The sequence below is a fragment of the Mastigocoleus testarum BC008 genome (genome assembly GCF_001456025.1).
In the GTDB taxonomy this organism is placed as follows: Bacteria; Cyanobacteriota; Cyanobacteriia; order Cyanobacteriales; family Nostocaceae; genus Mastigocoleus; species Mastigocoleus testarum.
The window spans coordinates 132,153-145,461 of record NZ_LMTZ01000089.1 but is presented as its reverse complement, the minus strand read 5'-3'; the positions used below and the strand labels follow the sequence as shown (position 1 = coordinate 145,461).

Here is a 13,309-nt window from a genome sequence, read left to right as displayed (position 1 = left end):
CAGATTTTTGCCAAGCTTACTTCTTTAGGACGCATTCACAATACTTCTAATTGTGTTGCATCCTCGTAAATTGGCAAAGGTATTGACACTATAGATACAATTCATTGCTCTAGATTAAAACTATTGTCTAGCAAGAATTGTATCTTTTCGTATCACGACACTGACATTATGGGGATATTATTCATGCCACAATACTATTGTGGGGGTCAATAATAAATTTCTTAGGCGCTCCAAAATCAAATTCCTGATATGCTTCAGGAGCTTTATCCAAAGAAATAACCTGATAATTCATAATTGTAGAAAGCTCTAACCTGCCCCAAAGTATTGCCTGCATTAGTTGCCTATTATACTTGGCTATAGGTGCCATTCCAGTACCGATGGACATGGATTTAATCCATGCTTTACCAAAATTGAGACTGAGATTTCCTTGCTTGGAGTTCTCATCAATAGCACCAGGGTCTGCACCTACATAGATTCCAGGAACACCAATACCTCCCCCGGCTCGAATTACTTCCATTGCATCGTTGAGGGCTGCTTCTGGAACATCCCTATCCGCATCTAGACCGTGACCGTGGGCTTCATAACCTACACAATCAACAGCGCAATCCACTTCAGGAACCCCAAGAATAGCTTCGATTTGTTCAGGAATAGAAGCATCTAGGGTTAAATCAATGGTTTCAAAGCCAGCTTTTTTGACAAGGGCTAAGCGTTCTTTATTAACATCACCCACAATCACACAAGCGGCTCCTAGTAGTCGTGCTGAAGCCGCAGCACACCGACCCACAGGACCAGCACCAGCAATATATACGGTAGAACCTACACCAACTCCAGCTGTGACACAACCATGAAAACCAGTGGGGAGAATATCGGATACCAGCGCCAAATCTAAAATCTTTTCCATCGCTTGGTCTTTATCTGGAAATTTTAACAGGTTAAAATCTGCATAAGGTACCATCGTATACTCAGACTGACCTCCTGGCCATCCACCCAAGTCAAAGCCGTAAGCACCAACAGGGGCATCATCATTGACATTCATACAGACATCAGTGTGACCATCTTTACAGTTGCGGCAGCGACCACAGGCAACGTTAAAAGGTACAGAGACTATATCTCCAACTTTAATAAATTCAACGTCTCGCCCAGCTTCAACTACTTCACCTGTAATTTCGTGACCGAGAATTGTACCTTCTGGTACGGTAAAACGCCCACGAAAAATATGTTGATCGCTACCGCAAATGTTTGTCGCAACATTTTTTAGGATTACTCCATGCTCACACTTTCTTTTCCCGAGTTCCAGTTTTGGGAAATCAATATTATCGACCTCTAGGTTTTTTGGTCCTTTATAAACAACTCCGCGGTTACCTGACATTTTTTACTCCTCGTATTGAGAAAGATCGAATTTAGAAAGATTAAATTTAAAAAGATCGAACATTGGATTGATTAGTTTTTTGCAAGTAAGAGATACCTTTGAAAGTGTGACGGCAAAGTCTATCCCAATTTTTGATCGCCCACAGCTACCCACTCTTCAAAAGATATTTGAGGGTTGCTCTCTTATGCTTAAAAAGCAGCTTGTATCGTATAAAGCAAGCTTTGATTTACGGCGAATTTCCTGCACTTGGATCGCTATATTCGTTATATTTGTCGGGTATTTGCAAAACCAATTTGCCACGAACATGTCCGTTTTGACTCAATTCATGGGCTTGTTGAACTTCTGAAAGTGGTAGCACCCCATCAACAAAGGTTGCGAGTTCTCCTCGAGCGAACATTGCTCCAATTTTTTCGAGGTTAGTTGCTTTGGGTTGTACCATCATTATCTCTGCACGCACCCCTTTCTCTGCTGCTGTTTCTTTTGAGGGTGGAGAGGCTGTAGAAACTAGAATTCCTCCAGATTTGAGTACGCCCCAAGAGCGCTCTTGAGTCTCGCCACCGATGAGATCTAAAACCATATCTACCCCATCAACTGCCTTTTCAAACTGAGTCGCTTTGTAGTCAATTACTTGTTGTGCACCTAGATCGCGCACGAAGTCCAAATTATCGGCAGATGCAGTACCGATCGCCTTTATGCCTTTATTTTTGGCAAACTGTAGCGCAAAACTACCTACTCCCCCTGCTGCTCCGTGGATTAATACGGATTGTCCTGCTTTGAGTTGACCAATTTCAAATAAAGCTTGATATGCTGTCATCGCTACAATAGGAACTGATGCAGCCTGGTCGTAATTTAGGCTTTGAGGCATAGGAGCGATCGCCTCTGCACGTGCTACTGCATATTCAGCGTAAGAGCCAGAGAGGGTCATATCCGCTACCCCATAAACATCTTGTCCGGGTTGAAAAGCACTTACTCCAGCACCGACAGCTTCGACTACACCTGATACATCTGTACCGAGAATCAAAGGCATTTCGTAAGGAAATACATCTTTGAGAAATCCTTGTCTAATTTTCCAATCGATGGGATTGACTCCAGCTGCACGAACGTGGATTAGAACTTGTCCTTCTTCTGGCTTGGGTTGGGGTGCATCTTCGTAGATTAGTGTTTCTAGTCCACCGTAGCTGTGAATCCGAACTGCTTTCATTGTTTTCATTTTCCGTAAAATTAGCCCTTTTTTTTGGCAAGGTAGTCCATATGAGCAGAGATATAGCCAAAGTTAGGCAAATGTTTCGCAAAGCTAAAACCAGTCTCGGGAGCAGTTGCTAGAGTCCAGTCTTTTTGCAATTCGGCGATAACCATCACGGTGTCGGCTATTTTAACTCCAACCTGGCTCATGCGGAACATTGCAGCGAACATTCCATGTTGATTAAATGCACCTGAAGCATCCATAACTGCGTAAACGTCAAAGCCATCTTTGACAGCACCGATCGCAGGAAATGCGAGACACACGTCCGTAGTAACTCCAGCCATGATGAGCTTACTTCGTCCAGTTTGTTTGACAATGTCAACAAAATTAGGATCATTCCAAGCATTGATGATGACGCGGTCAATAATAGGAGCCTCTGGTAGCATTTCTATCAGTTCTGGAAAGAGGGGACCGTTTACACCGTTTGGATTACTCGTGGTGAGAATAGTTGGGAGTTTAAATACCTTAGCTGCTTCTGCAAGCCAAAGCGCGTTGTTTTTCAGGTTAACAGGATCGATATCTGTAATCCCAAAACCCATAGTACCTACCTGGTGGTCTATTAACAGCATAGCTGCATTGTCAGGTGTAAGCTGCTCGTAGTATTTTGATTCCATTGTGAGTAATTCACCGTAAAGTAATTTATTCGCAAATATGCAAATTTTTATTTGCAATTTTTTGTGGGAAATTATATCCTTGTCACTCCCGTTGGTCATATTAAGACAGCTTCTTCACTTGATTTGGTAAACTAGAAAGAAATTTAAGGGAAAACTTAATAACACATTCCTTAACATTAATGTGTTTGCCGTCAGTAGTGCTTTTTAGCAATTAGCAAACCTGAATTTCTATTGAATTTAACTTTCCTAAAAGTAACTAAAGCTTCAATTTTTTGATGACTAAAAAAAAACTCAACGCACTCGCGGTTTTATACTTACCTCTAATGGCTTAAGAAGGCTTCAAGAACGTATTCGTCAACTAGAAACTAGAAACAAACGCCGTTATACTCCCGGGCTAATTTCAGAACAAATTGGACTTATTGACGCAGTTGGATTGCATTCCAAGACTATTGGGAAAGTATTACAAGGGAGCAAAGCAGTCGATCCTAGGTCTCTAAGACTGGTTTTTAGAGTCTTGAATTTAGAGCTAACAGAAGATGACTACGCCAGTGCAGATTGGCAATTATTACATGAGACTGTGCCCACCACGCGATCGCTACAGTCAGAACATGAAGCCAAGCAGATAATTAGGTCGCGATCAAGCCTCAAAAAGCACTTTAATTGGGTAGAGTCAGTAGACTTCGACTCTTTTTACGGACGTACCCTCGAACTAACTCAACTCGAACAATGGATTTTAAAGGAACGCTGTCGAGTTGTAGCTATATTAGGTATGGGCGGTATTGGAAAGACAACGCTATCGCAAAAAATCACTCAACAAATTCAAGGAGAATTTGAGTATATTTTTTGGCAATCTTTGCGTAATGCTCCTCCCTTGTCTAAGGTTTTAGTCAAGTTAATTCAATTCTTATCTGAAGAGCAACTCTCTCAAGCCGATTTAACTGAGAGAATTGAAGATAATAGTATTGCTCTGGTGCTTGAGTATCTGCGTCTCTCTCGTTGTTTGATAGTGTTAGATAATGCAGAGGCAATTCTCTCTAGTGGTGGTAGTGCTGGAAATTACCGTCCTGGATATGAAAATTATGGAGAGTTTTTAAGCCGAGTAGCACAGACTCAGCATCAAAGTTGTGTACTGCTCACAGCTAGGGAAAAACCCAAAGAAATTGGAATTTTCGCAGGAAAGTACGTTCGTTCGCTCTTACTTGACGGTTTATCGACAGCAGAAGGTAAAGAAATTTTTCGCGAGAAGAGTTGCTTTTATGCCAATGAAGAAGAATTAAGAGTTTTAATTAAATACTATCGAGGTAATCCTCTAGGTTTGAAAATCGTCGCGGCGACGATCGCAGAACTTCTCGATGGTAACGTTTCAGAAGGTCTAAATTATCTCAAGCAAGGTAGCTTTTTATTTGACGATATTCGCAACCTACTTCAGCAACAACTTAGCCGTTTATCTGAATTAGAAATACTTGTGATGTATTGGCTAGCAATTAATCGAGAACCAGTATCGATCGCCCAATTACAAGAAGATATTGTCTCTCCAGTTGCTCAGCAAAAACTTTTCAATACTATCACTTCTTTACAGCGCCGTAGCCTCATCGATAAAATTTCACCAAGAATAAACCAAAATACTACAAGTCAAAATATTACAAGCCAAAATACTACTTTTACCCTGCAACCTGTAGTAATGGAATACGTTACTGGGTTGTTGATTGAGCAGGTAATCAGGGAAATTACTGATGGAGAAATCTATTTGTGGCGATCGCACTCTCTCATTAAGGCGCGATCGCCGGATTACATTCGAGATACTCAAATTCGCCTCATTCTCAACCCAGTAATAGTCAGACTACAAGCTATTTTCCCCAGTCAAAAAAGTTTAGAGGAGCGTATAAGGCAAATTCTTTCTCAATTGCAAGCAAAATTTCCCTTACAACGAGGATACACCGCCGGAAATATTCTCAATTTGTTCCTTCAAATGGGTACTAATTTATGCGGTTATGATTTCTCTAATTTAGCGATTTGGCAAGCAGATCTGCACAACGCTAATCTACCTGGGGTCAATTTTAGCAGCGCAGATTTATCTAGTTCGGTATTTGCTGAACCCTTTAGCGGTATTTTATCAGTCGCATACAGCCCAGATGGCAAACTTTTAGCTGCAGGGGACACCAAGGGTACGATTCATTTGTGGTATACTGCAAGCTTTCAAAAATTTTTAACCTATAAGGGTCATAGAAGTTGGGTGACATCGGTTGCTTTCAGCCCAGATGGTAAGACCTTGGCTAGCAGCAGCAGTACTGATTATACAATTAAACTTTGGGATACCCTAACTGGTGAAAATATACATACATTATACGGGCACGACCATGGAGTGTGGAGCGTAGCTTTTAGCCCAAGCGGTAAAATTTTAGCGAGTGGTAGCGAGGACTATTCGGTAAAATTGTGGGATATTGACACGGGTGAATGTATACAAACCTTTCCAGGAAAGCAAGATGAGGTATGGTCTGTGGCGTTTAGTCCCATCTTCGCAGATTCTCCACAGGAAATTGAGAATACTTTAGCCAGTGTTGGCGATAATTTTACCATCGAGTTACGGGATATCAATGGTAAATGCAAGCAGAATTTTTCAGGACATACTAATTATATTAAATCTATAAGTTTCAGCCCTGTTAGCGTCGCCACTCCCCAGGGGTTTGGTAAAATTTTAGCCAGCGGTGGCAACGATAGAACTATCAAATTATGGGATATTAGTAGCGGTCAATGTCTCCAAACCTTGGTAGGACACAGCAGTCCGGTTCACTGTGTGGTTTTTAGCCCAGATGGGAAAATTTTAGTTAGTGCCAGTGACGATAAAACAGTAAAATTGTGGGATGTCACCCGGGGTGAATGCCTACAAACCTTACTAGGACACAGCAGTTCTGTTCGTTGTATTACAGTCGCAGCGCCGAACAATACTAAGAATAACCAACTGGATTACATTCTAGCTAGCAGTAGCGAAGATTTTTCGGTAAAACTCTGGGATACTCGCACGGGTGAATGTCTCAAAACTTTACGCGGGTACAATAACTTAGTATGGTCTGTTGCTCTTAATAATTTCAGTAGCAATCTATTAGCTAGCGGACATAATGACAGCAAAGTAAGAATTTGGGATTTAGATAATTGTCAAATCTTAAGAGTTTTACAGGGACATAGTAATCGAGTTTGGTCTGTCGCTTTTACTTACGATTCCCACATTTTAGCTAGTGGTAGTGAAGACTGCTCGATAATACTTTGGGATGGGAATACGGGTCGCTGTTTGCGGAAATTACAGGGACATAGCATGGGTGTGCGATCGCTAGCTTTTACTCGCGATCGCAGTATTTTAGCCAGTGGTAGCGACGACCGAACCATAAAGCTTTGGGACGTTCCCACTGGTCAATGTTTGAAAACACTGAAGGGACATACAAGTCGCATTCGCTCTGTAGCGATACAAACGACTGTTAATGGTGTAGACTTACTGGCAAGTGGTAGTGACGATCAAACTATAAAACTTTGGGATGTTGGTACAGGCGAATGCATTCAAACCCTACAAGGACATACAAGCTGGGTTAGGAGTGTTGCTTTTCATTTTGACGGTTGTTTCTTAGCAAGTGGAAGCGACGATTGCAGCGTCAAACTCTGGGATGTTGCTACAGGTGAGTGTATCCAGACTCTACAAGGACATAGCAGTTGGGTTTGGTCTGTTGCTTTTGCACCAGTGGATACGCACAAAGATTGCACGAACAAAAATTATGCATACAAAAATTATACTGTGGCAAGCTCTAGCGAAGATCTAACTGTTAAAATCTATCGTGATCGAGAACATCAAACTTTGTCAGGTCATACTAGTCTTGTCTGCTGCGTTGCTTTTAGTGGGGATGGAAAGATTCTCGCTAGTGGATCCCAAGACGAAACAATTAAACTGTGGGATGTTGAAACAGGCGAATGTCTCAAAACTCTTCGTAGCGAAAGACCTTATGAAGGTATGAATATTATCGCTGCGAAAGGTTTGACAGAAGCACAGATAAATAATCTTAAAGCTTTAGGAGCAGTTGAAGAAGTCAGAAGTCAGGAGTCAGGAGTCAGGAGTTAGAAGTCAGAAGTCGGGACAGACCGCGCTTACAGCGAGCAGGAGTTAGAAGTAAGAAGTCAGGAGTGACCAATTACCAATTACCAATTACCAATTACTCAAATCAACTACTAAACTGTTGAGCATAAAATTTCGCGTAACGACATTCCAAAGCTAATAACTCTTCGTGAGTTCCTGATTCAACAATTTTTCCTTTCTCAAAAACCAAAATGCGATCGCACCTTCTGACGGTACTCAAGCGGTGAGCAATAATAAAGACTGTTCTTCCTTCCATTAGTCTTTCTAGTGCTTCTTGTACTAATGCTTCCGACTCTGAGTCTAATGCAGATGTAGCTTCATCCAAAATCAAAATTCTCGGGTTAAGCAAAACTGCACGGGCGATCGCAATTCTTTGTCTCTGTCCCCCAGATAAATTAACCCCACGTTCGCCAACCACTGTATAATATCCATCGGGCAATTGACTGATAAATCGATGGGCGTTGGCGATTTTTGCTGCTGATTCCACAGCTTTCATGTCAAATTCAGTTTGTCCAAAGGCGATATTTTCAGCGATTGTTCCAGAAAACATAATGGTTTCTTGGGGGACAATTCCAATCTGTCGCCGCAAACTATGTAATAACACATCGCGAATATCGACCCCATCTACTAAAATTTGACCCTGTTGGGGGTCGTAAAATCTTGGTAATAAGTTAGCAAAGGTGGTTTTACCCGCACCAGAAGAACCCACCAACGCGATCGCTTCCCCTGACTTTGCCAGTAAACTGATATCATTAATAACTGGTTCACCCGGTTTGTATGCAAAGGATACGTGACGATATTCTACTTTGCCATCAACTGGGGGAAGGGGGATAGCATCCGGTTTATCTACTACTGTTGGTTCAATTTCCAATAACTCAAAAACCCGATCTACAGAAGCTTCTCCCTGCTTAAACTCATTGAAATTATTGGTTACGTGACCGATGGGGTCAATCAACAATGCACCACCTGTCAAATAACTAATAAAATCTGGAACCGTCAAATTATTATTAGCAATTAACCACGCGCCGATAAATACTATTAACAAAACACTGACAGCTTCGAGAAATCCAGCAATGGGAATTTGGATGGCTTTGAGACGTTCGGTGGAATACTTGGCTTGAAAACTGCGTTCTGCTTCCCGGCTAAATCTATTAATTTCATAGTTTTCCGCTGCAAATGCTTGGATTAGCCGGATACCACCAAACACTTCCGTGAGAATAGCTGATAAATCCGATATTCGATTTTGACTGCGACGGGATAATTTTTGCAAACGTTCGCCAAACCAACCAATTAAAGCTCCCATAACCGGTGCGACAATCAGAATAGCTAAAGTAAGTTTCCAATTCAGCCAAATCATATAAATTGGAATTACAACTAACTGCAAAGAACTGGGGATAAAATCGTGAAAAACTTTATGTACTACTTCCCCGACGCGATCGACATCTTCAGTGAGACGGTAAGATAAATCGCCAGCCTTTGCTGTTTCAAAGTAACTCAGATTCAGCTTTTGTAAATGTGCGTAAACTTGCTTGCGGAGATTAAAAGCTACCCTTAAAGCAGCTTTCGCCATGTAGATATCCTGTACCGACTGGAAAACCCCTCGTACCAGAAATACAGCAGTTACAATACCCAATAATTGTGCGATCGCCACCACATTACCCGAATCAAACAAAGTAGCTAACCTTTTTGCGAGGGTCATGAGCGCTAAAGTCGCCACAACATAGCCGATAATGCCAATAAACCCCTTAACAATGTTCAGCCATTGGGGGCGGATATAGGGTATTAATTGCCAATAATTAGAACGAGTTTTCAAGCCGTCACATCCATCCACACTAAAGATTTTCCTTTGTTAGACGGTATCAGCTTTTGGGGAGTTTCTGAATGTTTGGGTGATACGGAATAGTTTAATTCGTAATTCGTAGTTCGTAATTCGTAATTGGTGATTGAGAATCTTGGGTAGGGTGTGTTAGTTTAAGTACTTATCTTGTGTCTGGGTTTCTGTAAGGGCTAGCAGAAGTCTTAAAATGAAGACATGCATCTCCATTTCAGTTCTATAACTAATTAATCTTCGTAAGCGAAATCAATTGTTATTAAAAAAAATATGATTTTATCTGGTGAGCAACGTCAAAAATTGCGAGATGCTTTAATTTCTGCTTTCCCTAGCAAAGCTTCGCTGGAGCAAATGTTAGCGTTTCAGTTAAATAAAAATTTAGACGTAATTGCTGGAGGAACTAATTTAAAGGAAGTTGTTTTTAACTTAATAAAAACAGCAGACGCTGAGGGTTGGGTTGAAAAATTAATTTATGCTGCACGAGAGGAAAACCCTGGTAACCAAAGCTTAAAAGATTTAGCTGCTCCTGAGGATAATAGTGTCCAGCCGAATATAAGGCAAAAACCTCACCAAGAACAACAATCAGTTAAGTTGAGCAAGCATATCCAAATTTTCCTCGCTCATGCTAATGAGGATAAGCCCGAAGTGGAGAAAATATACAAACACCTCGAAAACAAGGGCTATAAACCCTGGATGGATAAAAAAGACCTTCTTCCTGGACAGAATTGGCGCGAAGAAACTCCGAAAGCTATTAAACAAAGTCAGATTTTCATTGCCTTCTTTTCACAGATATCTGTTAGTAAGCAAGGCTACATGCAAAAGGAGTTGAGATTGGCTCTTAACCACTATGCCCAAATGCCACCTGGGAAAATCTTTTTGATTCCACTTAAGTTAGACGACTGTGAAATTCCTCCTTTACAATTACCAGAGCTAGGGATGAATTTGCAAGATTTGCATTGGTTGGACTACCGTGAATCGGATGCTTTGGAAAAATTAGTGAGAAGTATAGAAAGCATCGCTAATTATTAATTGACCGAAAAATGAGAACACGGAATCGTTGAATTTTAATGTGCTAATATTGCCATGCAGCAATCAATACGGTCATATAGAAATTCCAGAGTCTGGCAGTAGTTAACATGAAGCAACCCCAGATTTTCCTCGCTCATGCTAGTGAAGATAAGCCCGAAGTGGAGAAAATATACAAACGCCTCGAAAGGAAGGGTTATAAACCCTGGATGGATAAAAAAGACCTTCTTCCTGGGCAGAATTGGCAGGTCGAAATTCCGAATGCTATCAAACAAAGTCAGATTTTCATTGCTTGCTTTTCACATGTGTCTGTGAATAAGGAAGGGTACATCCAACAGGAGTTGAGATTGGCTCTTAACCAATATACCCAAATGCCACCTGGGAGAATCTTTTTGATTCCACTCAAGCTAGATGATTGTGAAATTCCTAATTTACAACTACCAGAGCAAGGAGTGAATTTGCGAGATTTAAATTGGCAGGACTACCGGGATAAAGGTGCTTTTGAAAACTTAGTGAGAAGTATTGAGAGTGAACGCTCGAAGACAACTTTATCACCAACAGCGAGCAGTTCTTCTGGAGGTAAATCACCAACTAATACACCTTCATTTAATAATAGATGGTTCGCGAGCATTTGGGGCGTGGTCATATTATTGTTGGTAGGAGTTCCTACGGGAATTGTGCTGAGAAATCAATATCCACCAAAAGGTACTAGGATTTCATCCACCAAAACTCCAACCCAGACTCCAGAACAACCAACCCAAAGAAAGACAGCTTCACCCACCGCGACTCCAGAACCACCAACCCCAAGAAAGACAGCTTCACCCAATCCAACTCCAGAAGCACCTCCCGCAGAGTCACTCAACGCAGACTACTCGAAACTAGAGAACTTACTAAAACAAGGGAATTGGAAGGAAGCTGACGAAGAAACATTTAAAGTCATGCTGAAAGTAACTAAACGAGAAAGGGAGGGTTCTTTTGACAAAGAATCCATTGGTAATTTTCCCTGTCCAGATTTAAAAAAAATTGATGAGCTTTGGGTCAAATATTCCAACGGAAAATTTGGCTTTAGTGTCCAGAAGAGTATAGTACAAAAGAAAGGGTTTAATTTAAATGATACAAAGGACTATGAAAGCTTTTTGGTTATTATAGGTTGGTATGACGATTATGTGAAATTCACTCCTTATGAACAGACAGCACTCAACGGGTCAAGAACGGGGCAGCTCCCGCAGAGGGTGGCAATTAACAGCGGCAAATTCAAATGGTTCTCTTCTCTCGTGCCGAGAACTGTAGCCTGCAACATATAAAGATTTCAGGCATTTGTCAAACTTAAGTTTTTGGATACGTCAACCGCTGCGCGGAAGTCAAAAGTCAAAAGTCAAAAGTCAAAAACTATTTTTTTAACTTCTCTTTAGTTGTCACAATCGACTTAGCAATAATTCTAGTTATTTGTTCGCATTCATCAATAAGATTATTCACCTGTTTCTCAGTCATTATTTCTGACTTAATTAACAATCTTAGCCAGTATTTTGTTTCTCGAGCTTCTTTTAAAGCTATTGATTGTTTACTGATGAAATCCTTATCACTCTGCGCGGAACGAGATTCTTCGATATTAGCACCTGTTGAAGTTCCTGCTCTAAATAATTGATTAGCTAACAATCGGGATGTACCTGGTTGTTTATTTAAATATGAACAAAGCTTTGTGACCCCAACAGCAAATTCAAATGTTCTCGATGAAATTGGTGTATGACTACTCATGCTAAATACTGAAATTAGCGGGCATTATCCTAACACAAAAGTTCTTAAACACCTACTTTTGACTTTTGACTTTTGAATTTTGACTTGAATTTTTGCTTTGCCTTGCCTGATAAACTCGTATGTAGGTTTACACTCGACCCTAAAGGACTTGGCAAAACATGGTATTACCTGCATCTAGCCGTTTACAATTCACTCCCGACTTAAATATTTGTCGTATTCTCAATGGAATGTGGCAGGTTTCTGGGGGACATGGACGCATCAACCCCAAACCTGCAATTCAATCGATGTTCAAATATATGGATGCAGGCTTTACTACTTGGGATTTGGCTGACCACTATGGTCCTGCGGAAGATTTTATCGGTGAATTTCGTCGTCAGTTAATTAATAGTCGTGGGGAACAGGCTCTATCTCAACTGCAAGCTTTTACTAAATGGGTTCCTCGTCCCGGTAACATCACCAAAGAAATCGTTGATAAAAACATCAATATTTCCCTCAGAAGAATGGATGTAGCATCAATAGATCTAATGCAATTTCATTGGTGGGAGTATCGAGATAAAAACTATTTAGATGCTCTGAAATATATGGCGGATTTGCAATCCGAGGGCAAAATCAAACATTTAGCTTTAACTAATTTTGATACTGAGCACTTACAAATTATTACTGACACTGGGATCAAAATAGTTTCTAACCAAGTACAGTTTTCCATTGTTGACCGCCGTCCCGAAGTCAGCATGATTAAATATTGTCAAGAACATGACATTAAACTATTGACCTATGGGACTATTTGTGGGGGTTTATTATCAGAAAACTATATTGGTAAACCCGAACCAAAAAGTTGGGGACTAAATACCACCAGCTTGAGAAAATACAAAAATATGATAGATGCTTGGGGTGGTTGGAAACTATTTCAAGAATTACTGCTTACTCTTAAAGAAATTGCTGCAAAACATCAAGTTAGTATTCCCAATGTTGCAGCCCGTTATATTTTAGATAAGCCTGCTGTTGGCGGCGTAATAATTGGAGCAAGACTTAGCGTATCCGAGCATATAGAAGATAACTCCAAAATATTTAACCTTCAACTCGATTTGGAAGACTTGAATCGCATCGATGCAATATCCCGCAAATCACAGGATTTATATCAGTTGATTGGTGATTGTGGAGACGAGTATCGGCGTTGAGTAGGGGATTGGGGATTGGGGATTGGCGATTGGGGATTAGGGATTGGCGATTGGGGATTAGGGATTTGCGATTGGGGATTGGGGAATGATTAACAAGTTACTCATTACTCATTACTCATTACTCATTACTCATTACTCATTACTCATTACTCATTACTCATTACTTGTTACTTATT

Annotated in this window: 9 protein-coding genes; 4 read left to right on the top strand and 5 right to left on the bottom strand. The window is 40.8% G+C overall.

Annotation, left to right across the window (positions count from 1 at the left end):
- Nucleotides 1-181: 181 nt before the first annotated feature.
- The 3 genes from BC008_RS17215 to BC008_RS17205 form a co-directional block, all read right to left on the bottom strand.
- A complete protein-coding gene (locus tag BC008_RS17215) occupies nt 182-1,369 on the bottom strand; it encodes an alcohol dehydrogenase catalytic domain-containing protein (protein ID WP_027846003.1) in 1,188 nt (395 codons plus the stop codon).
- Nucleotides 1,370-1,595: 226 nt separating this feature from the next.
- A complete protein-coding gene (locus BC008_RS17210) occupies nt 1,596-2,570 on the bottom strand; it encodes an NADP-dependent oxidoreductase (RefSeq protein WP_058183714.1) in 975 nt (324 codons plus the stop codon).
- A gap of 20 nt (nt 2,571-2,590) precedes the next feature.
- On the bottom strand, nt 2,591-3,325 hold the full coding sequence (locus BC008_RS17205; RefSeq protein WP_201026136.1) for an isochorismatase family protein: 735 nt from the start codon (nt 3,323-3,325) through the stop codon (nt 2,591-2,593).
- A 415-nt stretch (nt 3,326-3,740) separates the two neighbouring features.
- Here BC008_RS17205 and BC008_RS17200 point away from each other — a divergent pair, with 415 nt between their 5' ends.
- Nucleotides 3,741-7,328, top strand: coding sequence for a WD40 domain-containing protein (locus BC008_RS17200; RefSeq protein ID WP_235595886.1), 3,588 nt, complete (start codon nt 3,741-3,743; stop codon nt 7,326-7,328).
- Between the two features lie 100 nt (nt 7,329-7,428).
- On the opposite strand, the gene BC008_RS17195 is transcribed toward BC008_RS17200, so the two are convergent.
- Entirely contained in the window at nt 7,429-9,156 is a 1,728-nt protein-coding gene (locus BC008_RS17195) for an ABC transporter ATP-binding protein (RefSeq protein ID WP_027846883.1), read from the bottom strand.
- 288 nt (nt 9,157-9,444) lie between these two features.
- Between BC008_RS17195 and BC008_RS50545 the strand changes: the two genes are divergently transcribed.
- Both BC008_RS50545 and BC008_RS17185 read left to right on the top strand, forming a co-directional pair.
- Nucleotides 9,445-10,203, top strand: a complete 759-nt coding sequence (locus BC008_RS50545) for a toll/interleukin-1 receptor domain-containing protein (RefSeq protein ID WP_058183712.1) — start codon at nt 9,445-9,447, stop codon at nt 10,201-10,203.
- A 107-nt stretch (nt 10,204-10,310) separates the two neighbouring features.
- Complete coding sequence (locus BC008_RS17185; protein ID WP_058183711.1) at nt 10,311-11,504, top strand: GUN4 domain-containing protein; 1,194 nt, start codon at nt 10,311-10,313, stop codon at nt 11,502-11,504.
- 85 nt (nt 11,505-11,589) lie between these two features.
- On the opposite strand, the gene BC008_RS17180 is transcribed toward BC008_RS17185, so the two are convergent.
- Nucleotides 11,590-11,955 (bottom strand): four helix bundle protein, encoded by a 366-nt coding sequence (locus BC008_RS17180; protein ID WP_027846875.1) that lies wholly within the window; start codon nt 11,953-11,955, stop codon nt 11,590-11,592.
- 158 nt (nt 11,956-12,113) lie between these two features.
- On the opposite strand from BC008_RS17180, the gene BC008_RS17175 reads away from it, so the two are divergent.
- Nucleotides 12,114-13,133, top strand: coding sequence for an aldo/keto reductase (locus BC008_RS17175; RefSeq protein WP_027846874.1), 1,020 nt, complete (start codon nt 12,114-12,116; stop codon nt 13,131-13,133).
- Nucleotides 13,134-13,309 lie beyond the last annotated feature (176 nt).